The organism is Lentzea sp. CA-135723 (assembly GCF_050936595.1).
Classification (GTDB): domain Bacteria; phylum Actinomycetota; class Actinomycetes; order Mycobacteriales; family Pseudonocardiaceae; genus Lentzea.
Genome location: NZ_JBNJMK010000001.1, coordinates 4,604,459 through 4,628,140 on the forward strand (window position 1 = coordinate 4,604,459; position 23,682 = coordinate 4,628,140).

General features: G+C 69.2%; 23 protein-coding genes and 1 other RNA gene. 7 read left to right on the forward strand and 17 right to left on the reverse strand.

Translation table 11 applies throughout. The features are described 5' to 3' along the window. Positions 1 to 63 precede the first annotated feature (63 nt). The gene (locus ACQEU1_RS20745) at positions 64 to 1,302 is read left to right on the forward strand and encodes a phenylacetate--CoA ligase family protein (RefSeq protein WP_433204075.1); all 1,239 of its coding nucleotides are present in this window, start codon (positions 64 to 66) and stop codon (positions 1,300 to 1,302) included. Here the strand turns inward: ACQEU1_RS20745 and ACQEU1_RS20750 are convergent. From ACQEU1_RS20750 to ACQEU1_RS20765, 4 genes are read right to left on the reverse strand one after another with little or no spacing between them, the layout of a single operon-like run. Further along, positions 1,295 to 2,083 (reverse strand): DsbA family protein, encoded by a 789-nt coding sequence (locus ACQEU1_RS20750; protein ID WP_433204078.1) that lies wholly within the window; start codon positions 2,081 to 2,083, stop codon positions 1,295 to 1,297. The genes ACQEU1_RS20745 and ACQEU1_RS20750 overlap by 8 nt on opposite strands. Positions 2,084 to 2,129: 46 nt before the next feature. Then, entirely contained in the window at positions 2,130 to 3,416 is a 1,287-nt protein-coding gene (locus tag ACQEU1_RS20755; RefSeq protein WP_433204081.1) for an MFS transporter, read from the reverse strand. Between the two features lie 50 nt (positions 3,417 to 3,466). Continuing rightward, on the reverse strand, positions 3,467 to 4,276 hold the full coding sequence (locus ACQEU1_RS20760) for an N-acetyltransferase family protein (RefSeq protein WP_433204084.1): 810 nt from the start codon (positions 4,274 to 4,276) through the stop codon (positions 3,467 to 3,469). Next, positions 4,269 to 5,318 carry a glycosyltransferase gene (locus ACQEU1_RS20765; RefSeq protein WP_433204087.1) on the reverse strand — a complete coding sequence of 350 codons (1,050 nt, stop codon included), beginning with the start codon at positions 5,316 to 5,318 and terminating at the stop codon, positions 4,269 to 4,271. The genes ACQEU1_RS20760 and ACQEU1_RS20765 overlap by 8 nt, the downstream gene beginning before the upstream one ends. A 26-nt stretch (positions 5,319 to 5,344) precedes the next feature. Between ACQEU1_RS20765 and hrpB the strand changes: the two genes are divergently transcribed. From hrpB to ACQEU1_RS20780, 3 genes are read left to right on the forward strand one after another with little or no spacing between them, the layout of a single operon-like run. Continuing rightward, entirely contained in the window at positions 5,345 to 7,621 is a 2,277-nt protein-coding gene (gene hrpB / locus ACQEU1_RS20770) for an ATP-dependent helicase HrpB (RefSeq protein ID WP_433204090.1), read from the forward strand. A gap of 33 nt (positions 7,622 to 7,654) precedes the next feature. Next, positions 7,655 to 8,737, forward strand: a complete 1,083-nt coding sequence (locus tag ACQEU1_RS20775) for a macrolide family glycosyltransferase (protein WP_433204093.1) — start codon at positions 7,655 to 7,657, stop codon at positions 8,735 to 8,737. Then, complete coding sequence (locus tag ACQEU1_RS20780) at positions 8,734 to 9,336, forward strand: HD domain-containing protein (RefSeq protein WP_433204096.1); 603 nt, start codon at positions 8,734 to 8,736, stop codon at positions 9,334 to 9,336. The genes ACQEU1_RS20775 and ACQEU1_RS20780 overlap by 4 nt, the downstream gene beginning before the upstream one ends. On the opposite strand, the gene menC is transcribed toward ACQEU1_RS20780, so the two are convergent. From menC to ACQEU1_RS20800, 4 genes are read right to left on the reverse strand one after another with little or no spacing between them, the layout of a single operon-like run. Beyond that, entirely contained in the window at positions 9,321 to 10,424 is a 1,104-nt protein-coding gene (menC, locus tag ACQEU1_RS20785) for an o-succinylbenzoate synthase (protein ID WP_433204099.1), read from the reverse strand. The genes ACQEU1_RS20780 and menC overlap by 16 nt on opposite strands. Next, positions 10,421 to 11,140 (reverse strand): hypothetical protein, encoded by a 720-nt coding sequence (locus ACQEU1_RS20790; RefSeq protein WP_433204102.1) that lies wholly within the window; start codon positions 11,138 to 11,140, stop codon positions 10,421 to 10,423. The genes menC and ACQEU1_RS20790 overlap by 4 nt, the downstream gene beginning before the upstream one ends. Continuing rightward, positions 11,118 to 12,530: an amino acid permease gene (locus tag ACQEU1_RS20795; RefSeq protein ID WP_433204105.1), complete on the reverse strand. Its 1,413-nt coding sequence runs from the start codon at positions 12,528 to 12,530 to the stop codon at positions 11,118 to 11,120. The genes ACQEU1_RS20790 and ACQEU1_RS20795 overlap by 23 nt, the downstream gene beginning before the upstream one ends. Before the next feature lie 28 nt (positions 12,531 to 12,558). Beyond that, the gene (locus ACQEU1_RS20800; RefSeq protein WP_433204108.1) at positions 12,559 to 13,503 is read right to left on the reverse strand and encodes a GlxA family transcriptional regulator; all 945 of its coding nucleotides are present in this window, start codon (positions 13,501 to 13,503) and stop codon (positions 12,559 to 12,561) included. Between the two features lie 53 nt (positions 13,504 to 13,556). Here ACQEU1_RS20800 and ACQEU1_RS20805 point away from each other — a divergent pair, with 53 nt between their 5' ends. Beyond that, a complete protein-coding gene (locus ACQEU1_RS20805; RefSeq protein WP_433204111.1) occupies positions 13,557 to 14,480 on the forward strand; it encodes a saccharopine dehydrogenase NADP-binding domain-containing protein in 924 nt (307 codons plus the stop codon). Here the strand turns inward: ACQEU1_RS20805 and ACQEU1_RS20810 are convergent. From ACQEU1_RS20810 to ssrA, 3 genes are all read right to left on the reverse strand, one after another. Then, positions 14,455 to 15,093 (reverse strand): HD domain-containing protein, encoded by a 639-nt coding sequence (locus ACQEU1_RS20810; RefSeq protein WP_433204114.1) that lies wholly within the window; start codon positions 15,091 to 15,093, stop codon positions 14,455 to 14,457. The genes ACQEU1_RS20805 and ACQEU1_RS20810 overlap by 26 nt on opposite strands. Before the next feature lie 38 nt (positions 15,094 to 15,131). After that, the gene (locus ACQEU1_RS20815) at positions 15,132 to 16,118 is read right to left on the reverse strand and encodes a GlxA family transcriptional regulator (protein WP_433204117.1); all 987 of its coding nucleotides are present in this window, start codon (positions 16,116 to 16,118) and stop codon (positions 15,132 to 15,134) included. Positions 16,119 to 16,221: 103 nt separating this feature from the next. Beyond that, positions 16,222 to 16,598, reverse strand: a transfer-messenger RNA (tmRNA) gene (gene ssrA, locus ACQEU1_RS20820). A gap of 121 nt (positions 16,599 to 16,719) precedes the next feature. On the opposite strand from ssrA, the gene ACQEU1_RS20825 reads away from it, so the two are divergent. Further along, positions 16,720 to 17,958 (forward strand): sensor histidine kinase, encoded by a 1,239-nt coding sequence (locus ACQEU1_RS20825; protein WP_433204120.1) that lies wholly within the window; start codon positions 16,720 to 16,722, stop codon positions 17,956 to 17,958. After that, positions 17,946 to 18,587 carry a response regulator transcription factor gene (locus ACQEU1_RS20830; RefSeq protein ID WP_285637739.1) on the forward strand — a complete coding sequence of 214 codons (642 nt, stop codon included), beginning with the start codon at positions 17,946 to 17,948 and terminating at the stop codon, positions 18,585 to 18,587. Before ACQEU1_RS20825 ends, ACQEU1_RS20830 begins: the two co-directional genes overlap by 13 nt. Here ACQEU1_RS20830 and ACQEU1_RS20835 read toward each other — a convergent pair. From ACQEU1_RS20835 to ACQEU1_RS20860, 6 genes are all read right to left on the reverse strand, one after another. Next, positions 18,572 to 19,408, reverse strand: coding sequence for an amidohydrolase family protein (locus ACQEU1_RS20835; RefSeq protein WP_433204125.1), 837 nt, complete (start codon positions 19,406 to 19,408; stop codon positions 18,572 to 18,574). The two genes, ACQEU1_RS20830 and ACQEU1_RS20835, sit on opposite strands and share 16 nt — an antisense overlap. After that, complete coding sequence (gene smpB / locus ACQEU1_RS20840) at positions 19,405 to 19,884, reverse strand: SsrA-binding protein SmpB (protein ID WP_382445845.1); 480 nt, start codon at positions 19,882 to 19,884, stop codon at positions 19,405 to 19,407. The genes ACQEU1_RS20835 and smpB overlap by 4 nt, the downstream gene beginning before the upstream one ends. A gap of 30 nt (positions 19,885 to 19,914) precedes the next feature. Then, positions 19,915 to 20,817: a permease-like cell division protein FtsX gene (ftsX, locus tag ACQEU1_RS20845; protein WP_382445844.1), complete on the reverse strand. Its 903-nt coding sequence runs from the start codon at positions 20,815 to 20,817 to the stop codon at positions 19,915 to 19,917. Positions 20,818 to 20,857: 40 nt separating this feature from the next. Then, entirely contained in the window at positions 20,858 to 21,547 is a 690-nt protein-coding gene (ftsE, locus tag ACQEU1_RS20850) for a cell division ATP-binding protein FtsE (RefSeq protein ID WP_086666930.1), read from the reverse strand. Positions 21,548 to 21,719: 172 nt separating this feature from the next. Then, positions 21,720 to 22,823: a peptide chain release factor 2 gene (gene prfB / locus ACQEU1_RS20855; protein ID WP_433204130.1), complete on the reverse strand. Its 1,104-nt coding sequence runs from the start codon at positions 22,821 to 22,823 to the stop codon at positions 21,720 to 21,722. A gap of 84 nt (positions 22,824 to 22,907) precedes the next feature. Continuing rightward, the gene (locus ACQEU1_RS20860) at positions 22,908 to 23,408 is read right to left on the reverse strand and encodes a PadR family transcriptional regulator (RefSeq protein ID WP_433204133.1); all 501 of its coding nucleotides are present in this window, start codon (positions 23,406 to 23,408) and stop codon (positions 22,908 to 22,910) included. Positions 23,409 to 23,682: the final 274 nt, after the last annotated feature.

Genomic DNA, 23,682 nt, shown 5'->3' on the forward strand with positions numbered 1-23,682 from the left:
ACCTGCGCCACAAGATAAAAATCGGGGGTACCCAAAGCGCATTCGGCCTGGTAGGACCGGGTGATGACCGCCGGAGCACCGTTCGACCCCAAGATCGGGAGCATGGCCCCCGAGGCCCTGCGCGAGCTGCAGGAACAGCGGCTGCGCGCCATGATCGACCTCCTGCTCACCACCGACAACCTCCAGGCGCGCAGGCTGCGGGAGAGCGGAGTGACGCGCGGCACAGATGTGCGGCTCGACGAGATCCACCTGCTGCCGACGATCAGCAAGCAGGACCTGTGGGACCACTACCCGTTCGGGCTGCGCGTCGCGGCGCCGGAGGAGATCGTCTGCGTGCACGGGTCGTCGGGCACGGGTGGCCGGCCGACGCTCATCCCCTACACGGCCGGCGACGTGGAGATCTGGTCCCAGGTGATGGCCAGGGCGCTCGCCGGTGCCGGGGCCACCAGGACGTCGGTCATCCACAACGCTTACGGCTACGGGCTTTTCACCGGTGGTCTCGGGGTGCACCACGGCGGGTTGAAGCTGGGGGCGACGGTCGTTCCCATGTCCGGGGGCATGACGGAGCGGCAGGTTCGGCTCATCGAGGACCTGCGGCCCGACGTGTTGTGCTGCACGCCGTCGTACGCGCTGAGGCTCGCGGAGGACCTGGAGCAGGACAACTCCATCGAGGTCGGCATCTTCGGGGCCGAGCCGTGGACCGACGAGATGCGGCAGGAGATCCAGCAACGGCTGGGCATCCGGGCGTTGGACATCTACGGGCTGTCGGAGATCATCGGGCCCGGGGTGGCGTGCGAGTCGCTGGACTCGGACGGGCTGCTGAACGTCGCGGAGGACCACTTCTACCCGGAGGTCGAGGACGGCGAGCTGATCTTCACCACGCTCACCAAGACCGGGATGCCCCTCCTCCGGTACCGGACCGGGGACGTGGCGACGCTGCACGAACCGAGGAACAGCCCCTTCCGGCGGATGAGCAAGCTCAAGGGGCGCAAGGACGACATGCTGGTCATCCGCGGCGTGAACGTGTTCCCGACGGAGATCGAGGCGGTGGTGCTGGAGCTGGCGAGCCCGCACTACCTGATCGTCGAGGACCGCCGGACGACGACGGCGCGGCTGCACGTGGCGGTGGAGTCCACTGAGGACGTCCGAACGCGACTGACGGACAAGCTCAAGGAGCGACTGGGGATCACGTGCCTGGTGCACGTGCTGGAGCCGGGCAAGCTGCCGCGGACCGAGGTGGGCAAAGCACAGCGCCTGGCCCGGTGGACCCAGGGCCAGGCGCCGATCGACGGACTCACCTAGTCAGGTCGGAGAGCCAGTTCTTGTTGTCCAGGTCGACGAGCTTGCCACCGGAGGCGACGCTGGGCGTGCCGCGGAAGCGGCCCGTCTCGGCGTCCTTCAAGGCCGGGTCGTTGCTGGTCTTGGACATCAGCTCGTCCAGCTGCGACTTGTAGGTCTGCGAACGCACGCACGACTCGAACGAAGCAGAGGTCACGCCCACGTCCTTGCCCAGCTTGATGAGCTGGTCCTGGGTGTAGCCGGCTTCGCCCTCTTCTGGCTGCTTGGCGAACAGGGCGGCGTGGAACGCGTTGAACTTGCCGTCGTCGGCGACGCACAGGGCGGCGTTGGCCGACTCCGTCGAGTAGCCCTCGGGGCTCGACAGGCGGTTCAGCATCGGCAGGATGCTGTAGCGGATCTTGACCTTGCCGTCCTCGACGGCCTTCTTGATGTCGGTGCCGTAGGTCTTCTCGAACGTGCCGCAGATCGGGCACAGGAAGTCCTCGTACACGTCGACCGTCACGGTGGCCGTGTCCTTGCCGACGAGGACGGTGTTGCCCTCGCGGACGGCGGGCGCCGAGATCGTGTGGTCGGCCGGCGCCAGCGGAATGGCCTCCGCACCGGTCGTCGACGGCTTCATCTGCTGGAAGACGACGTACCCGATCACGGCGACGGCCAGCACCGCGACCACGGCGATGCCGGCGATGACCTTCGTCCGGTCCGAACCGCCACCCGTGCCGCGTGCCTGGGCCACCGCGAGCGCGGCCTGCTTCTTCTTCCGCGCACTGCGCTCTGCTCCACCCACGGCGACGAGGGTAGCGACACAAACTAAAAGAAAGCTGAGCGCGCAATCACGCTTCCGGGTGACGTGGCTTGCCGCCGACCCGTTCGCCGGTCGGGACCTCGGCACTCTCGTCCAGCGCACCGCACTCCGGCGCCACCGCGGCGGCCGTGTGCTCCTCCTCATGTGTGGGCAGGGTCTCGGGCGCGGCGGACCAGAACAGCACCGACAGCAGCAGCGCGGCGCCGGTGATGGCGAACGAGGCCTCGAAGCCGAACGAGTCGGCCAGCAGGCCCGCGCACATCGGGCCGATGATCGCGCCCAGGTCGGTGACCATCTGGAACCCGGCGAGCACCGGCCCGCCCTTGCCGCGCGCCCCGATGACGTCCGCCACCACGGCGTTCTGCGGCGGGTTCAGCAACCCGGCACCCGCCCCCGCGATCAGCGACGCCGCCATGAACGTCCACAGGTCGCCGGTGAAGCCCATCCAGACCGTCGCGAGGCCGCTGATGACGAGACCGGCGATGGCGACGGGCTTGCGGCCGCGGGTGTCGGCGATCTTGCCGGACAGGAACAGCATCGCCGCGTTGCCGGCCGCGAACACCGACATCGAGATGCCCGCGACGGCCGCGCTGTGCTCCAGGGCCTCGATCACGAACACCGGCACCAGCGAGATCCGCACGCCGAACACGGCCCAGCCGTTCGCGAACCCGGACGCCAGCGCCGCGCGGTACGCACCGTGCCGGACGGCCTCGCGCACGGTCATCGGCGTCTCGGTGTTGGTGCGGTCGATCTCCACCAGCGTCGAACGGCGCAGGAAGAACCAGACCACGAACGCCGCGACGCACAGCAACAGGCCGTACGACACGAACGGCACCCACAGCCCGAACGGCACGAGCCCGGCGCCGACGATCGGCCCGGCGATGTTGCCGATCAGGAACCCGGCCGCCCACATCCCCGACGCCCGCCCGCGCATCGGCGCCGGTGTGATCCGGATCAGCAGCCCGAGCGCCGCGACCGTGAACATGGTCGACCCGACCCCGGCCAGCGCCCGCCACGACAGCATCTCGGCGTAGCTGGACGAGAACCCGCACATCGCCGTGCCGACGGCGACGATGAGGATGCCGACGATGTACACCCGCGGCTCGCCGAACCGGTTGACCAGCTTGCCGCTCACCGGCGCGAACGCCAGCCGAACGAACGCGAACGCGCTGATCAGAGCCGCAACAGCCGTGTGACCGACACCGAACGATGACGCGTACACCGGCAGAACGGGTGCCACGATCCCGAACCCCACGGCGATGATGAAGCTCGCCGCGACCAGAACCCACACCTCGACCGGTAACCGATCGCGCACAAAGCCTCCCTTAGCCCTGCTAAGGATATGTCACGCGGCAACTAACTAATTCAGTCGAGCAGCTCATCGACTCTGCGTACATACGCAGTCACGGGATACGCCGCAACGAACCCGCACGCCTCGGCGAACCGCTCCCCCGGCCCCTCGTCCACCTGCGACGCGACCAACATCGCGCCGGCAGACCGCAGAGCCGATACCGCGGACACCACCAACGACCGCCCCACGCCCCGACGACGACGCGCCGGACGCACGACGCACTGCTCGACCAGCCCCACACCACGCTCGGCGAACCCCGACACGAATCCGCCGATCCGGTCGCCGTCGTCCACCACCAGGAGCAAACACCGCGGGTCGTCCAATCGATGCCCGAGCCAGCGCCCCAGTCGTTCACGGTTGCCGACGAGCTCGTCCGACAGCAGGTCGACGATCCCCACCAGATCCGCGTCGACAGCCCGCCTGACCTCGGCGGACGCCGAAGCGGCACCCCGGTGCACGACCGTCAGCAGCTCCTCGACCGCGTACCAGCCGGAGTCGTCGGCGATGCCCTCGATCTCGTCCACGGTGGTCGGCGACGCGAACACGACGGCCTCCGCGCGCCCCACGTCCGCGAACGTCTGCTCCAGCTGCAGCAGCGTCGACGCGACCTCGACCGACGTGCCGTCCAGGGCGCAGCCGAAGTTGCCGGACGGCAGCGGGTTCTCGCGGTTGATCACCACGGCCGCGCTGCCGACCTTGCCGATCTTGCCGTACCGAACGGCGCCGGACGCGAGCCGCGCGCCCTCCACCAGGATCGCGAGCGACCGCGACTGGTACGGGTCGAGCAGTTCGGGGTCGTCGGGGTCGCGCAACGGGTCAACCAACGCGGCGGTCCTTCCACTGGGCACCTGGACGCAACGCGCAGTCCAACAGGAACACGCCCATCGTCGCCCACGCGAACGGCGCGAGCACGGCCGAGGCCTGCGGCAGCCCGATCCGCCGCACGAACTCGCGGTGCGGCACGGCTTGCGCGAACCAGGCGAGCCACGACCACGGCGACCGCGGCCGCAGCACCGGGAGCAGCCCGTACGCGACGTGCAGCAGCCCCGCGGCGACCAGCAGCGGACGCGCCCAGGGTCCGAACATCTCGCGGAACGCCGGCTGGATGCTCTTGCGCAACGACCGCCAGCAGTCGCCGAACGTGTCCATGCCCGAGGTCGTCAGCAGCATCGACGCGTCGACGAACCGCGGCACCCCGCCGGAGTCCCTGATCGACGTCGCCAGCCCGACGTCGTCCGCGTGCGTCCCTGCCAGCGCCTCCCACCCACCGGCGGCCTCGAAAGCAGCTCGCCGCACCAGGACGCAGTGCCCCACCGCCAACGCCGTGGGCCCGCGTCCGTCCGGCGGCGACCCCTCGAACACCAGCGTGTTGAACGCGGGCAGCAGGAACCACCAGGCCGGTCCGACACCACGCCCGGACGACGACACGAGATCGGCACCCAGCTCGACGGCCGACGCCACCAGCCGTCCCACCAGGTCAGGCGTGCACGTGACATCGGCGTCCACGAACAACAACCACTCTTCGTCCTGAGCAGCCGCAACGCCCAGGTGCATCGCGTGCGTCTTGCCCGCCCACCCGTCGGCGGGCCCGGAGGACTCGATCACCTCAGCCCCGAAGGACCGCGCGACGGCAGCCGTCCCGTCCGAAGAGGCGTCGTCGACGACCACGACGCGCACTCCTGGCTGACCGACCAGCCCTGGCAGCAGCCGCGGCAACGTCGAAGCCTCGTCCCGTGCGGGCACGACGGCCAGCACCGAAGCCTGAACCGAGGCCGCCGACACCTCCGGCACGTGCTTCCACTGCGCGAACGTCCGCCCGGACCGCGCCGCGGACGCGATCGCCGACACCACGCCGATCATCCCCATGCGACAACCCTGACACACTCACTCACGTGGACCTGCCTGATCTCCCGGTGAAATCCGTACTCCCCCAGCTGCTGGAGCAACTCCAGGAGCGAGGGGCGGCCGTGCTGGTCGCGCCGCCGGGCACCGGCAAGACGACGCTGGTCCCGCTCGCCCTCGACGGCAAGGTCGTCGTCGCCGAACCGCGCCGGATCGCCGCCAGAGCCGCCGCCGCACGGATGGCGAGCCTGCTGGGCGAACCCGTCGGCCACACCGTGGGCTACTCGGTCCGCGGCGACCGCAAGACCAGCAGGCACACCCGCATCGAGGTCGTGACGAGCGGCCTGCTCGTGCGCCGGCTCCAGCACGACCAGGAGCTCAGGGGCGTCGGCACGGTCCTGCTCGACGAGTGCCACGAACGCCACCTCGACGCCGACCTGCTGCTCGCCCTCCTGCTCGACGCCAAGGCAGGCCTGAGGCCTGACCTCAAGCTGCTCGCGACGTCCGCGACCGTTGCCGCGCAACGACTCTCGGACCTGCTCGACGCTCCGGTCCTGACCTCGGAGTCGCGCATGTTCCCGACCGAGATCACCTACGTCGCCCCGGCGCGCAACGAGCACATCGAGAACACCGTCGCCAGGGCCATCAACAAGGCGCTGTCCGAAGTGGACGGTGACGTGCTCGCGTTCCTGCCGGGCGTCAAGGAGATCAACCGCACCGCAAGGCTGCTGAACGCCGAGACCGTCATCCTGCACGGCCAGCTGAACGCGCAGACGCAGGACGCGGCGCTGAAGCGGGGCGACCACCAGCGGGTCGTGCTCGCCACCAGCATCGCCGAGTCGAGCCTCACCGTCCCAGGAGTCCGGGCGGTCGTCGACGCGGGCCTAGCCAGGGTCCCGCGCGTCGACCATCGGCGAGGGCTCGCCGGCCTGGCCACGATCCGCGTCTCCCAGGCCGTCGCCGACCAGCGGGCCGGACGTGCGGGCCGCGAGGCACCCGGCCGCGTCTACCGCTGCTGGCCGGAGCACGAGCACAGCACGCTCCCCCGCTACCCCGAGCCGGAGATCAAGACCGCCGACCTCACCCGGCTCGCCCTGGAGCTCGCGGTGTGGGGCACCCCGGACGGCAGCGCGCTGAACTGGTGGGACGCCCCGCCGGAGGGTGCGCTCAAGGCCGCGCAGGAGACGCTGAACGCCATCGGCGCGCTCGACCCCGACCGCCGCGACCGCATCGCGAACGTCGGCCTGCACCCCCGGCTCGGCCGCGCGCTGATCGACGGCAGCGCGCTCGCCGGCAACCGGACCGCCGCCGAGGTCGTGGCGCTGCTCGACGACAGCACGCACCACAACACGAGCTACCTCGCGGACGCGTTGAAGGCCCCCGGCAAGTGGCGCCAGGAGGTCAAGAAGCTCGAAAAGCTCGGCAGCAACCCCGGTGGCAACGGCGACCCGGCGCTCGTGGTCGCCCTCGCCTACCCGGAACGGCTCGCGAAGCGCAGGTCCAAGAACAGCAACGTCTACCTGATGGCCAACGGCACGGCCGTCGAGCACACCGACTCGCACAACAAGTGGCTCGCCGTCGCGATCGCCGACCGCGAACCGGGCAGCAAGCACGGCCGCGTCCGCCTCGCCGCCCCCGCCGACGAAGATCTCGCCATCACGGCGGCGGAAGCCCTCGTGCACACCGAGGACGACATCCGCTGGACCAACGACGTCGTCGCGAACGAGGTCCGCAAGCTCGGCGCGATCACCCTCGACGAACGCCCGCTCAACGACCTCGCCAAGTCGCAGCAGGCACTCCGGATCGGCCTGGAGACCGAGGGTCTGGGCCTGCTCAAGTGGCCCGACAGCGCCGTCAAGCTGCGCGAGCGGATGGCGTTCCTGCACCGCACCCGCGACTGGCCGAGCGTCGAGGACGAGGACCTGATCCGCGCGATCGACCTCGGCAAGGCGAAGAAGCGCTCGGACCTCGCCAAGATCGACACCACCGCGTTGCTGCGGAGCCTGCTGCCGTGGCCGGAGGCGGCCGACTTCGACAAGCTCGCGCCGGAACGCATCGGGCAGGGCAAGGTCGACTACACGCAGGACCAGCCCGTTCTCTCGGTCCGCATCCAGGACGCCATGAAATGGGCAGACACCCCCGAGATCGCCGGAATTCCGGTGGTGGTGCACCTGCTCTCGCCGGCAGGCCGCCCGACGGCCGTGACCAGCGACCTCAGAACGTTCTGGCGCAACGGCTACCTGCGGGTTCGCAGCGAGCTGAAGGGCCGTTATCCCAAGCACCACTGGCCGGAACGCCCATGGGACAAGAGCAAGAAAACACTTTGAACCATTAGGAATCGAACAACGTTAATCTCTCTTATGGCGCACATCGCGATCTTCCTGATGCCCGAGCGAGGACACTTCCTGCCCGCGCTCGGCATGATCGCGGAACTCGTGCGCCGGGGGCATCGGGTGAGCTGCCCGGCCACCCCTCGGTTCGCCGCCGCCGTGACGGAGTGCGGCGCGACCGCGATCCCCTGCGGGTCAACGCTTCCCGACGACCTGCCGGGCTCGTTGCTCGACGCCGCCCGGCTCGCGCTGGCCGAGGCCGAGGCGGCGCTGCCGCAGCTCGAAGCCGCGTTCCGCGACGACCGGCCGGACTTCGTCGTGTGGGACATCGCGGCCTGGTCCGGCGGTGTCATCGCGCACCGGCTGGAGGTGCCGAACGTGCTGCTGGAGGTGCTGCTGACCAGCAACGAGCACTGGTCGCTCGGCACCGAGGTCATCCCGCCGCGGACGTTCGACCCCGCCGCCGTCAGGTTCTTCACGCGGGTGCACGCCTTCGTCGGCAGCTCGCTGCCGGAGTTCGTCGCGGGTGCGCGCCGCCGGATCGCCTTGTTCCCCAGGGAGTTCCAGCCGCACGGCGACACGTTCGGCGGTCACGTCGCGTTCGCCGGGCCGTGCCTGACCGAGCGCGAGTTCCAGGGCACCTGGGAACCTCCCGCCGACCGGCCCGTCGTGCTCGCGACGACCGGCACGCAGGTGTGCGCGGACGCGGCACGGGGAATGCCGTGGCACCTGGTCACGAAGGGCAAGGTGCTCAGTCCCGCGATGAACGTCGAGACGCACGACGAGGTGCCGCAGCTCGCGGTGCTGAAGCACGCCAGCGTGTTCGTGACGCGTGGCGGCATGGGAGGCGTGATGGAGGCGTTGCACCACGGCGTCCCGATGATCGTCGTACCGCACATGACCGACCAACGGCTCAACGGCCAGCGCGTCGAGGAGCTCGGACTCGGTGTGCTGCTCGACACCGTGACCGTCGAGGGGGTGCGCTCGTTGGTGAGTCAGCTGTCGTCGGACTCCGCGATCTCCGCTCGCGTGAAGGACATGCAGCGGATGATCCACCGGGCGGGCGGCAGCGCGGTCGCCGCGGACGTCGTCGAAGAGGAGCTGGCGCGGTGAGACGGATCTGGGACGACGCTGTCCGAACGCTCGGCGGCGCACCGGACGCGGGCGACCTGATGGAGCGCTACGCCGAGCCGCACCGGACCTACCACAACACGTTCCACGTGGTGTCGGTCGCGCGGGACTCGTCGGCGCTGGCGGACGCGTTCGCGTTCACCGTGGAAGAGCGCGCGATCCTGGCGCTGGCCGCCTGCGCACACGACGTGATCTACGACGGCAAGCCGGGTGAGGACGAACGGGCGTCGGCCGCGTGGGCCCGCGAACGCCTGGCGGGCCTGGAAGAACCGCACATCGCGCGCGTGGAGTCGTTGGTGCTGGCCACGATCACGCACTCGTCCGACGACCCGCTGGCGCACGTGCTGCTCGACGCCGACCTGGCGATCCTCGGCTCGGAGCCGGAGCACTACGAGCGGTACAGCGCGGCCGTGCGGCAGGAGTACGCCCAGTACGACGACGAGACGTGGCGTGCCGGCCGGGCGAAGGTGCTGAAGACCCTGCTCGACCGCGAGGTGCTGTTCGTGACCGAGCCCGCGCGGCAGCTGTGGGACACCGCCGCGCGGGCCAACCTGGCCCGTGAGCTTCAGTCCCTCGCGTAGAGCACCTTCGTCGCGGTGGTGAACCTCTTCAGGATCTCCGGAACCGGCTCGATCCCGATGCCCGGCCCCGTGGGCACGTGCATGAAGCCGTCCTGGAGCTCGAACGGTTCGGTGATGTCCTCGGCGAAGTAGCGGCGGGACGCCGAGACGTCGCCGGGCAGCACGAACCCCGGCAACGCGGCGAGCGCGAGGTTCGGGCCGCGGCCGACGCCCGTCTCCAGCATTCCGCCGCACCACACCGGGATCCCGTGCGCGACGGCGACGTCGTGGATCCGGCGCGCCTCCAGGTAGCCGCCGACCCGTGCGGGCTTGACGTTGATCACCCGGCACGCGTCGAGCGCGATGGCCGTCGCCGCGTCCTTGGCCGAGGTGATCGACTCGTCCAGGCAGATCGGCGTGCGGATCCGTTGCGCCAGCAGCGAATGGCCGCGGATGTCGTCCTCTTCGAGCGGCTGCTCGATCAGCAGCAGGTCGAACTCGTCAAGCCTGCGCAGGTGTTCGGCGTCGGCGAGCGCGTACGCGGTGTTGGCGTCGACCTGCAGCAGGACGTCCCCGAACCGTTCGCGCACGGCCCGCACCGGTTCGACGTCCCAGCCCGGTTCGATCTTGAGCTTGATCCGCGCGTAGCCCTCGGCCAGGTAGCCCTCGACGTCGTCGAGCAGCTCGGGGATCGAGTCCCTGATCCCGACCGACACGCCCGCGGGCACCTTCTCGGCCGTGGCACCGAGGTAGGTGCCGAGCGGCATCCCGAACGACCGCAGCTCGGCGTCCAGGACCGCGGTCTCCAGCGCGGCCTTCGCCAGCTGGTGGCCCTTGATCGCGTGCGTCCTGGCCGCGACCTCGGCGGACGTGATCTCGGGCGTCACCCTCGGCACGAGGTGCTGGTCCAGCACGAGCTCCGCGGCGCCGACGAACTCCGAGCAGTACAGCGGCTCGGGGTCGGCCGCGAACTCCGACCAGCCCTCCGCCGCGTCCGTGACGACCCGCAGCAGGAACGTGTCCTTGGTCGTCATCGTGCCGAACGACGTGCGGAACGGCGTCACCAGCGGAATCGCCACGTGCAGCAGTTCGACCCGGTCGATCCTCACAGCCGCTCCAACTCGTACCAGCCCTCGCGGGACATCGACGTGGCCGCGTAACCCTCCGCGAAGGCGTCCACGAACACCTCGCGCACGGCCACCCGCCACTGCTTGGCCAGCTCCCGTGACTCCTTGCGCACCTGCACGACGTCGCGCGGCACCCGGCACCAGATCCGTTCGCCGTCGGTGCGCGCCAGCGGTTCCCCGTCGGGAGCGATCTTCGTGACCTCACCTCCCGGCACGGACTCGTGCGGCTCGCGCGCCCCGGTGAGGTCCCACTGCACGGTCAGCCGGTCGCTCTCGTCGCCGTCGTTCACGCCGTCGCGCATCGGCCCGTAGAAGTCCGGCGTGTACTCGGTGACGACGGCGCCGAGCTTGACCAGGTTGAACCGGGCGTTGCGCGCCACCAGCGGGTCGTACGTCCAGCGCATCGACTTCGCGCCCAGACCGGCCGCCCAGTCCTTCTGCGCGAGCTTCAACGGGTGCCCGGCGCCGGGCCGCGCGGCCGCGATCATCGAGTACACCGACCCGTCCGGGCAGAACAGGCCGGTCGTGGCGCCGATCAGCTCGTCGCCGTCGAACGCCCCGATCGTCGCGCCGCCCGCGTGCCGGATGCAGTGCAGCGTCTCCGACGACAGGACGTCCTCGGTCGCGTCCCAGACCTCGGCGTAGTACGCGCTGACGCGGGCGATGCCGCCGACGTCAGTGATCACCTGGAACCGCAAGACGTGCCTTCCTTACGCTGTAGGCGAAGTAGATGACGAACCCGAGGGCCATCCAGGCGAGGAACGCGATCCACGTGTCCAGTCCGAGGCTGAACATCATGTAGACGCAGAACCCCAGGCCCACCAACGGCGTCGCGGGCGAGAGCGGCACGCGGAACGTGCGCTTCCGCTTCGGCTCGGTGCGGCGCAGGATGATCACCGCGATGTTGACCAGCGCGAACGCGAACAGCGTGCCGATGCTCGTCGCGTCGGCCAGCGACCCCAGCGGCACCAGGGCGGCCAGCACAGCGATGAACAGGCCGACGATCACCGTGTTGGCGAACGGCACCCCGGTGCGCGGGCTGAGCTTCGCGAAGATCGACGGCACCAGCCCGTCCCGCGACATCGCGTACAGGATGCGCGTCTGTCCATAAAGCACGGTCAGCACGACACTCGTGGTCGCCACCACCGCGCCGATCGACAGCAGGATCGGCCAGATCGCGCCGTCGACGTTGTCCGTCAGCACCCGGCTGAGCGCCGCCTCCGTGCCCTCGAACGTCTGCCACGGCATCGCCCCGACCGCCGCCAGCGCCACCGCGCAGTACAGCGCGGTGATCACGACGAGCGAGATGATGATCGCCCGCGGCAGGTCGCGCTGCGGGTTCTTGGCCTCCTCACCGGCGGTCGACGCGGCGTCGAAACCGATGTAGGAGAAGAACAACGTGGCCGCACCGGCGCTCATGCCCGCGAGCCCGAGCGGGAACAGCGGCTGCAGGTTGCCGGCCTTCAACGCCGTGAACGCGACCGCGCAGAACATCAGCAGCGCGCCGACCTTCACCCACACCAGGATCGTGTTGGTGCGCGCACTTCCTTTGGCGCCACCGAGCAACACGACCATCGCGATCACGACGACCACGACGGCGGGGATGTTGATGATCCCGCCCGCGCCCGGCGGCTGGCTCAGCACGTCCGGGATCCGCAGCCCCGTCACGAGGTGCAGCAGCTCGTTGACGTACTGGCCCCACCCGACCGCGACGGCCGCGACCGACACGCCGTACTCCAGCACGAGGCACCAGCCGCAGACCCACGCGACGATCTCGCCGAGCGTCGCGTACGTGTACGAGTAGGACGAGCCGGACGCGGGGATCAGGCCCGCGAGCTCGGCGTACGACAGCGCGGAGAACAACGCGGTGATGCCGGCCAGCACGAACGACAGCACGATGGCGGGCCCGGCGAGCGGCACCGCCTCCCCCAGCACGACGAAGATGCCGGTGCCGAGCGTGGCCCCGATGCTGATCATCGTGAGGTGGCCGACACCCATGGTGCGCTTGAGTTCGCTGCCAGGATGAGTCAGCTGGTCGATCGGCTTGCGCCGCAACACCCGCGCCCCGATGCGCTGTTCGTTGCTCATCAGGACAACCTAACGCCTGCTCGACTGGCTATCGGCCACCAACAGGGCGGAACGTGCGGCGGTACGTGTCCGGCGGCACACCCACGGTCCGGTGGAAGTGCCGCCGCAAAGTCGTGGCCGTGCCCATGCCGGACGCCTCGGCGATCTGGTCGACGCTGTCGTCCGTCATCTCCAGCAGCTCCTGCGCGCGCCGGATCCGTTGCGCGTGCAGCCACTGCAACGGCGTGGTGCCCGTCACCGCGCGGAAGAGCCGGGCGAGGTGCCGCGAGCTCATGCTGGCCTGCCGCGCCAGGTCCTCGACGGTGATCGTCTGGTCGAACCGCTTCGACACCCACTCGAACAGCTCGGTCAGCGGATGCCCTTCCCCGGACGGCACCGGCGCCAGCACGAACTGCGCCTGCCCGCCGTCGCGATGGGGCGGCACGACGAGCCTGCGCGCCGCCGTGTTCGCCGTGGCGGTGCCGAAGTCGGTGCGGATCACGTGCAGGCTCAGGTCGATCGCCGCCGCCTTGCCCGCGCTGGTCAGCACCTGGCCGTTGTCGACGTAGAGCACGTCGGGGTCGACCTCGACCCGCGGGTACCGCCGGGCCAGCTCGTCGGTGTGGCCCCAGTGCGTGGTGGCCCGCAGGCCGTCCAGCAGCCCGGCCTCGGCCAGCACGAACGCCCCCGTGCACAACGACACGATCCGCGCGCCCTTGTCGTGCGCGGCTTTCACGGCCTCGACGAGGTCGGGGTCGAGCGGCCGTTCCACGTCATCGATGGCGGGCACGACCACGGTGCCGGCGGTGTCGAGCCGGTCGAGCGGCAGGTCCGGTTCGAGCGTGAACCGGCCGACCCGCACCGGCGCGTTGCCGCAGACCTTGACCTCGTAGTCGAGCTGCGGCGCGGTGAAGATCTCGTACGTGGCGGTCAGCTCGAAGTGCAGCATCCCGGCGGTGACGGCGAACGCGAGCATGTCCGAAAGTGTACGCATCGTGTCGTTCCAGACACTGGCTTCGACCCTTGCCCGGGACTTGACTGGTCCACATGGGACACAAGATCGCCGTGTACGGGGCTTCGGGAGTGACGGGCCGCTTCGTGGTGGCGGAGCTGGAAAAGCGCGGCCACACCGCGATGCCGTTCGGACGCGCCCAGGCCACCGCCGCCGACCCGGAGGCCCTCGATCGCGCGCTGGCAGGTGCCGCCGCGGTGATCAACACGGCGGGCCCGTTCGCGATCACCGCACTGCCGCTGCTCGCCGCCGCCGAACGCGCGGGCGTGCCGTACGTCGACGTGGCGGCCGAGATCGAGGCGAACGCGGACACGTTCGCCCGCGGCGCCACGATCCCGGCGGTGCCCGCGATGGCCTTCTTCGGCGGCCTGGCCGACCTGCTCGTCACCGCCGCGATGGGCGCGTGGACGTCCGCCGACTCGGCCCACGTCGCGTACGGCCTGAGCGACTGGCAGCCCACCGCGGGCACGCTCGCCGCGGGACAGGTCTCCCACGACCGGCGCGCAGGCAGGCGCGTCCGGTACCGCGACGGCGCCCTGAGCTACCACGACGCCACCCCGCCGACCCTGACCTGGGAGTTCCCCGACCGCGCCCGCCAGGTGATCGGCGAGTTCTCGATGGCAGACGTCGTCACGATCCCCAGCCACCTGCGGATCTCGTCGGTGGTCGACTACATGTCGGTCGACGCCACCGAAGGCCTCCGGTCCGCCGCCCCGCGCACCGAACCGGAGTCCTTCGTGGTCGACGTCCGCGTCCGGTCAGGCTCCGAAGAACGTCGCTTGGCCGTTGCTGGACGTGACATCTACGCCGTGAGCGCCCCTCTGGCCGTGGAAGCCGTGGAACGCCTGCTGTCCGGCCGCTTCCACGTCACCGGCGTCGCGTCGGCCGGCGCGATGTTCGACGCTCACGACTTCCTGGACGCCTTGCCGGACGTCATTCAGGCCACGCGCTCTTCGTGATGATGTCGACGAAGTCCTTGCGCCGGAACGACGGATCGAAGTGCGCGAGCACGTCGTCGTTCATCGTCCCGTACGTCGTGTCCGGCCGATGGGCCATCCCGTCGTAGAACGCCTTCAGAATCCGGTTCTTGAAGTCGGGCCGCGGATGCGCGGCCACCACCTCGGCCCGTTGCTCCGCGCTCAGCTCATCGAGCCCGATCCCGAGCACGTCGGTCTTCACCCCCAACGCCACCGCCACGACCTCCGGCGACAGGTGCATGGGCACCTCGGGCGTCGTGTGCAACGCGATGGCCAGCCACACGTTGCGAGCGTCCTCTTCGGACCGTCCGTGCTCCAGCAGGAACGTCCGCGCCGCCTCGGCCCCGTCGATCTCGAACCGGACGTCCCGGGACGCGTAGACCTCCGTGAGCCCCAGGTCGTGGAACAGCCCACCCACGTAAGCCAACTCGAGGTCGACGTCCAACCCCCGTTGAGCCGCCTTCAACGCGCCCCACAGGAAGACCCTGCGCGAGTGGTGGAACAACGTGTCGTCAGTGACCTTGCGCACGAGCGAGGTGGCCGCCCGCGCCAACTCCGTGTCGGGAACAACCACACCTGCGATGACCTCTGCCATGTCTCAATGCTCTGGCCGCAGGCGTTGCCTTCCCACCGTCAATCGCGACCCGCACCCCACAGATCCGGACCCCGAGTGCTCCCGAACCTCGCCCGGTACTCACTGGGCGACGCCCCGAACCGTGCCACGAACACCCGCCGCATCGTCTCGGAACTCCCGAACCCGGCCAGCTTCGCCACCCGAGCGACCCCATGTCCGGCGTCCAGCAACGCCTTCGCGTGATCCAACCGAACCTGCTCGACGAACCGAGCAGGCGTCGTCCCCAGCTCACTGGCGAACAACCGAGCCAAATGCCGAGCACTAACCCCGACCCGCGCCGCCAACGCCGCAGCACTGTGATCCAGCGCAGGCTGAGCCGCCACAACATCCACGACCTCGCGCAACATAGGCGCACTGGGCCGCCGAACCTCCAACGGCGCCGAGAACTGCGACTGCCCACCGGGCCGCTGCATGAACATCACCAGACTCCGCGCCACAGTCCGCGCGAGATCAGCCCCGTAGTCCTGCTCGACCAACGCCAACGCCAGATCCATCCCAGCCGACACCCCGGCGGACGTGAACACCCCGCGGTCCTCGACGAAGATCGAGTCCGGCACCACCTCGACCCCGGGATACCCCCGAGCCAGCCGAGGAGCCTGCCTCCAATGCGTAGTGGCCCGCCGCCCGTCCAACACCCCGGCAGCAGCCAACGCGAACGACCCCGTGCAGATGGACACCAACCGCCGAGCCCGAGGCCACAACTCCCTGATGGCCTCGACCAGTTCCACGGGCACCGGCTGCTGAACCAACACCTCACCACCGGCAACGACAACGGTGTCCGGCGCCACGACATCGCCGGGAGTCCCGTCCACCGGCAACCGAACGCCGACCGAGGTCATGACCGCCTCACCGGACGGCGACACGTACCGAATCCCGTAGTCGGCCCCGGCCGCATTGGCCTCGGCGAACACCTCGGCGGGCCCGGTGACGTCGAGCATCTTCGCCCCGTCGAACACGACGAACACCACCGACCGGCCACCACTCACCCGACCAGCATGTCAGCCGCGCAACACGAGACGCCGAGAAAGACACCCGGAACGAGAAAAAGGTGAGCGCTGTCCGCGTACAGCCGAACAGCGCTCACCCTTCGAGTGGAGGTGCCGGGAATCGAACCCGGGTCCTGTGGCGGTTCATCAGGGCTTCTCCGTGCGCAGTCCGCTATGCCTCTGCTTGACCCCACCAGTCATGCGGACGAGCTGGTGTGACGGGCCCAGTCGCTGTGAGTTTCCCCAACAGTCTCCGCGACCGAGACTGCGAGTAAGCCCTCTAGCTGATGCCGAACACTAGGCCGAAGGCACTCCTAGGTCGACAACCACTAGCTCTGCTGTCAGGCAGCGAGAGCGTAAGCGGTGCGCTTGTCGTTAGACGTGGCGCTTATTGGTTTGCGATGACGCTTGCGGTGGTCTCTCGCCTGCACCGGCACGCTTCCCCTGAATCAACGTCCACAGTCGAAACCGTTCACCCCCTTGTAGTGGTACGCATAGCATAACGAAGGGGGCCACCGAGTTCTTCCCGAGGCAGGTAGGGCTGTCCCCACCTCTGACCGGATAGCTAGCCCGATGGTCTCTGACCAGCGGTAACGACACCATGGACGTCATGAGGAAACCGAACGCGCTCGCAGCCGGGTTCTACCTGCTGACCAACCTGGTGACCGGCATCTTCTGGTTCACCCTCTCGGTCGTGCTGACGGTCGTGGGGTTCGCGACGGCGGTGCTGTGGGTCGGGCTGCCGTTGTTGTGGCTGGCGATGAACGTGGTGCGGACGGGTGCCTCGATCGAGCGGTCCTGGGTTCGGGTGGCGTTGCGCACGGACATCGCGCGGCCGTATCGCGAGAAGCCGGTCGGGTCGTTGTGGCAGCGGTGGAAGTCGCAGTTCACGGATCCGGCGACGTGGCGTGACTTCGGGTACCTCCTCCTGCTGCTGCCGGTCGGCATCGTGGAGTTCATCTCGGTGGTGGCGATGTGGTCGGTGGCGGCGGCGTTCATCGGGGTGCCGTTCTGGATCGGTGAGGCCCCGTTCGCGGTGGTCGTGGGCGAGTTCTGGACGATCGACAGCTTCGTGTCGGCGTTGCCGATGGCGGTGGTCGGTCTGGCGCTGATCCCGTTCGCCGCGCTCGGCACGAGGTGGCTGGGCACGCTGCACGGCAGTTTCGCGAGGGCGATGCTGGGGCCGACGCGGGCCGACCAGCTGGCCATCGAGGCGGAACGGCTCCAGTCGAGCCGGGCGCGCGGGGTCGAGGCGGCCGAGGCGGAACGCCGGCGCATCGAACGGGACCTGCACGACGGCGCGCAGCAACGGCTGGTGGCCGTGGCGATGGGGCTGGGCAGGGCGAAGTCCAAAATGGACTCCGATCCGGAGGGTGCGGCGGCGCTCATCGCCGAGGCGCACGCGGACGCGAAGCTCGCCATCAAGGAGCTGCGCGACCTCGCCCGCGGCATCTACCCGTCCGTGCTGGGCGACCGGGGGCTCGACGCCGCGCTCAGCGCGCTCGCCGCCCGCGTCCCGATCGAGGTGGATCTCCAGGTCAGCGTCGAGCCGCGGCCGCCGACCGCGGTGGAGAGCGCCGCGTACTTCACCGTCGGCGAGGCGCTCACGAACATCACCAAGCACTCCAACGGCACCAGGGCGACCGTGCGGGTCAACCGGGTGGACACGGGGGTGCTGGTGGAGGTCACCGACAACGGTCAGGGTGGCGCGGAGCTGAAGCCCGGCGGCGGTCTCGCCGGCCTTGCGGACCGCGCCGCGACCATCGACGGTGTGGTTGTCGTCGTCAGCCCCGTGGGTGGGCCGACCGTGATTCGAGCGGAGTTGCCGTGCGCGTGGTGATCGCCGAGGACTCGGTGCTGCTGAGGGAGGGCGTGCAGCGGTTGCTCGCCGACGAGGGCATCGAGACCGTCGCGGCGGTGGAGAACGGCGACGGGCTGCTGGACGCGGTCACCGAGCACCGGCCCGACCTGTGCGTGGTGGACGTGCGGATGCCTCCGACGTTCACCGACGAGGGCCTGCGCGCCGCCATCGAGTGCCGCCGCCGCTATCCGGGGCTGCCGGTGCTGGTGCTGTCGCAGTACGTCGAGGAGCGCTATGCCGTGGAGCTCCTCGCGGGTGGCGCGAGTGGCGTCGGCTACCTGCTCAAGGAGCGGGTGGCGGACGTGAAGGAGTTCGTCGACGCGGTGCGCAGGGTCGCGGACGGCGGCACGAGCATCGACCACGAGGTGATCACGCAGCTCATGGTGCGCAGCAAGAAGAGCCCGGTCGACAAGCTCACGCCCCGCGAACGCGAGGTGCTCGGGCTGATGGCCCAGGGACTGTCCAACACGGCCATCGCGGGCACGCTCGTGGTGTCCGACGGCGCGGTCGAGAAGCACGTCGGCAACATCTTCGCGAAGCTCGGCCTGGAGCCGTCGAACTCCGAGCACCGCCGCGTGCGGGCCGTGCTCGCCTACCTCGACAGCTGAAGCAGACGGGCGCCGTTGTCGTGCAGCACCATCTGCAGGGCGGCGGCGTCCAGCTCCCACGACCTGATGGCGTCGATCTGCGCTTCGTACGGGTACGGGATGTTCGGGAAATCGCTCCCCAGCACCACACGGTCCGCGAGCCCCGCGACGCGCGCACGCCAGTCAGCCGGCAACGGCGCCATGGCCTCTGAGAACGGAACGCCCACCATCGTCGTGTCGACGTGCACGTTCCGATAGCGCTCCACGAGGTCCAACGCGCCTGAATAGTCAGGCATCCCCGCGTGCGCGAGCACGGCCGTGAGCCGCGGATGCGCGCGCAGCACCTCTTCGAACACGCCGAGCCCCGTGTGCTCACCGGGGTACGGCCCGTCGCCGCAGTGCACGACGACCGGCACGCCGGCCTCCGCCAACTGCCCCCACACGCCGTCCAGCAGCGGGTCACGGGGGTCGTAGGCACCGACCTGGACATGCGACTTGAAGCACCGCGCACCGGCCTCCAACGCCTTGCGCACGTACGCCTCGGCACCGGGTTCCGCGTAGAACGTGCCCGTCGGAACGGCCTCGGGCACCCGTGCCGCGAAGTCCGCCACCCAGTCGTTCAGCCACTCCGCCATGCCCGGCTTGTGCGGGTACACCAGCGGCGCGAACGCCGAAACGCCCAGCTCCCGCAGTGCGGTGAGCCGGGCGTTCTCGTCGGTGCGGTACCGGATGACCCAGTCGACGCCGCTTTCGCGGACCCGGTCGAAGTAGGCCCAGACCTTGTCGAGGACGTTCTGCGGCATGAAGTGGACGTGCACGTCCACCAGTGCCGCCGACGTCATGAGTAGCGACCCTTCAGAGCCCGTCCGTGGGCCCTGGCGATCTCGCGGTTGGCGTCGCGCTTCGCGAGGTCCTGGCGCTTGTCGTAGGCCTTCTTGCCCTTCGCGAGGGCGATCTCGACCTTGACGTAGCCGTCCTTGAAGTACATCTGCAGCGGTACGAGCGACAGACCGGACTCCTTGGTCTTGCCGATCAGCCGTTCGATCTCCGCCTTGTGCAGCAGCAGCTTGCGCTTGCGCCGGACCTCGTGGTTCGTCCAGGTGCCCGCGACGTACTCCGGGATGTGCAGCGCGTGCAGCCAGATCTCGCCGTCGTCGACCTGGGCGAAGGCGTCCACGAGGGACGCCCGTCCCATGCGCAGGCTCTTCACCTCGGTGCCGACGAGCTGAATGCCCGCCTCGTAGGTGTCCAGAATGGACCAGTCGTGCCGAGCCTTGCGGTTCGACGCGATGACCTTCTGCCCGCGTTCCTTGACCATGACGACCAGTCTAAATGCTCGGCAAAATGCTTAAAGGCGCACGTAGAGACGTAGTGTCACGTAGCCGGTCGACGCCGAGATGACTATCGCGACGAGGAACAGCCACGGCGACACGATCAGGATGTCCAGATAACCGATCGGCGGGATGATGCCCGACTCGGTCAGGTTCCTGGTGATCCGGTCGAGGAAGAACGCCTTGAACAGCACCAGGCCGCCGACCGCGGTGACGGAGCCGATGATGCCCGCGACGACCGCCTCGATGAGGAACGGCAGCTGCGTGTACCACCGGGTCGCGCCCACCAGTCGCATGATGCCGACCTCGACGCGGCGGGTGAACGCCGACACCTGGATGGTGTTCGAGATCAGCAGCAGCGCGGCGAACGCCTGGATGAGCGCGAGGATCAGGGCGACGTCGCGCATGCCGTTGAGGCCCTCGAAGAACCTCTCCAGGAACTTGCCCTGGTCGTCGACGCCCTTCACACCGGGCTTGCCCTCGAAGGCCGACTTGATGACCTCGGTGCGCTCGGGGTCCTCGAGCTTCACCCGGAACGTCGCGGGGATGGCTTCCGGCCTGGCGAGCTTGAGCAGTTCCGGCTGGGCCTCGAAGATGCGCTTGAAGCGCTCGAAGCCCGCGTCGCGGTTCTCGTACACGACGGACTCGACACCCGATGTCTGGTCCAGGGCGGAACGCAGACCCGCGCACGGCTGCTGGGTGCAGTCCTTGTCGTTGGCGCTGACGTCGTTCGTCAGCAGCACGGAGACCTCGAGCTTGCCCGCGTAGTTGGCCTGCATCTTGTCGACCATGCGGACGACGAGCAGGCCACCGCCGAGCAGCCCGAGCGAGATGGCGGTCGTGAGGATCATCGCGATCGTCATCGTGACGTTCCGGCGAAGTCCGGTGATGACCTCGCTGAACACGAAGCTGGTACGCATCGGGGGCGGGGTTCCTTGGGGGTCGGGGATCTAGGGACGTTTAACGGCCGACGCCGTAAACGCCGCGCGCGTCGTCACGGACGACCTTGCCGTACGCCAGCTCCACGACGCGGCGGCGCATCGAGTCGACGATCCCGTGGTCGTGGGTGGCCATGATGACGGTCGTGCCGGTGCGGTTGATCCGCTCCAGCAGCAACATGATGTCCTGGCTCGTGTCGGGGTCCAGGTTTCCGGTCGGCTCGTCGGCGATCAGCACCAGCGGGCGGTTCACGAACGCACGGGCGATCGCGACGCGCTGCTGCTCACCACCGGACAGCTCGGTCGGGAACCTGTCCTCCTTGCCGTCGAGGCCCACCAGCTGCAGCACCTCGGGCACCACCTTGACGATGGTGTTGCGGGGCTTGCCGATGACCTCCAGGGCGAACGCGACGTTCTCCGCGACCGTCTTCGTGGGCAGAAGGCGGAAGTCCTGGAACACGCAGCCGATCGACTGCCGCAGGCGGGGGACCCTGCGACGCGACATCTTGGCCACGTCGAAGTTGGAGACGTAGACGCGTCCCCTGGTCGGCACCTCTTCGCGCAGCAGCAGGCGCAGGAACGTCGACTTGCCGGAGCCGGAGGGCCCGATCAGGAAGACGAACTCGCCCTTCTCCATCTCGACGGACACGTCGTCGAGCGCGGGACGCGTGGAGGTCTTGTAGACCTTGGAAACGTGTTCGAGACGAATCACGAGGCGCGAGTCTACTCATGGCCGGGGTAAAGCCCCCGTTCCGGTTAACTTCTGGCGCCGGAAGGGCGGTTCCAGCGTCGACGCGGCGTGTCCGACCAGGCACGACCCGTTCACGAAAAGAGCACGTCCCGCCCTCGTTCGGGGCTGAACGTGCTCTTTCGTCAGCTGTCGGTCACGCCTGCTGGGACTGCTTGCGCCACCGGATGCCGGCCTCGAGGAAGTCGTCGATCTCCCCGTCGAGCACGGCGGACGGGTTGCCGACCTCGTGCTCGGTCCGCAGGTCCTTGACCATCTGGTACGGGTGCAGGACGTAGGAGCGCATCTGGTTGCCCCAGCTGGAACCGGAGTCCTTGAGGGCGTCCATCTTGGCCTGCTCCTCCTGCCTGCGCCGCTCGAGCAGCTTCGCCTGCAGGACGTTCATGGCCGTGGCCTTGTTCTGCAGCTGCGAGCGCTCGTTCTGACAGGACACCACGATGCCGGTCGGGATGTGCGTGAGGCGCACCGCCGAGTCCGTCGTGTTGACGCCCTGGCCGCCGGGGCCGGACGAGCGGTAGACGTCGACGCGCAGGTCCTTCTCGTCGATCTCGACGTGGTCGGTCTGCTCGACGACGGGCACGACCTCGACGCCCGCGAACGACGTCTGGCGGCGGCCCTGGTTGTCGAACGGCGAGATGCGCACGAGCCGGTGCGTGCCCTGCTCGACGCTCAGCGTGCCGTAGGCGTACGGAGCGGTGACGCGGAACGTGGCGGACTTGATGCCGGCCTCTTCCGCGTAGGAGGTGTCGAAGACCTCGACGCCGTACTGGTGGCGCTCCGCCCAGCGCGAGTACATGCGCAGCAGCATCTCGGCGAAGTCCGCGGCGTCGACGCCACCGGCCTCGGCGCGGATGGTGATGAGCGCGTTGCGCTCGTCGTACTCGCCGGACAGCAGCGTGCGCACCTCGAGGCTCGCGATCTCCTCGCGGAGCTTCAGGCGGTCGTTGTCCGCGTCGGCCGCGGCTTCGGCGTCCTCGGCCTCTTCCGCGAGCTCGTAGAGCAGCGGAAGGTCGTCGAGGCGCGCGCGCAGGCCGGTGACGCGGCGCAGCTCGCCCTGCTTGTGCGAGAGCTGGCTGGTGACCTTCTGCGCCTTCTCCTGGTCGTCCCAGAGGTCGGGGCGGGTGGCCTGCGCCTCCAGGTCCGCGACAGCGGCGCGCAACCCATCGAGGTCCATCACCGCCTCGATGCTCGAAAGCGTCGCGGAGAGGTCCTTGATGTCTGCTTCGACGTCCGGGTTCACGCAAAAAGATTACGCCAGCACCGGCCGTCAGTCGCGACCGGTGCTTCGCTGGCGTCCCCTCTCGCGTGAAAAGGGGAGGACGTCTTACGCCGTGGGGATGGCGTCGAGCAGCTTGAGAACGGCCTTCGCGTGGGCGAGACCGAACTCGGCCACCGCCTTGGCGTAGGGGTCCTCCGCCGTCTTGGCCGCGCTCTTCGCGCTCTCCTGCTCCTGACCGTACGTCGAACGCGCGGTCGTGATCAGGGACTCGCGCTGCTTCGCGGTCAGCGAGCCGGCGTGCACCAGGCGCAGGATCAGCGGGCTGCGCAGGTGGTCCGGGCCGGGCTCGGACAGCAGCCAGTTCTTGAAGGCCTTCTTGCCCGCGGCAGTCAGCAAGTACTGCTGGCTGGACCGCGGTCCCTGCTTGCCGAGGCGCAGCAGGCCCTGGTCAGCCAGCGCGGGCAGCTCGCGGTACACCTGGGAGCGGGTCACGCTGAAGAACGCGCCGAAGCGGTCTCCTGCCTCCGCCACCAACTGGCCACCGGTCTTGGGTCCGTCGTGCAGCAGCCCGAGCAGGGCGGCTGCGGTCGCATTCAGGTCTGACACACCAACAACGTTCCCACGTCTGGGGGAAGCTGTCCACAATGGTCAGCCGTTCTGTCCACAGTGGCTGATCACCGGGCTAGTCTGATGGGCCATGCGGAGCAACGAAAAGTCTCGCTGAGTAAGCGGCAGTTTCCGATCCTCACGCGTTTGGCCTCTTGACCGTCTGTGTCCATCCCGGATGGAAAAGTCCTTTCGCAGAAACGAAAGTCCCACGCTCTCACTCGATCGGCGGTACGGGTCTCACCGGCCGGAGCCACCCGAATGGACGGACGCG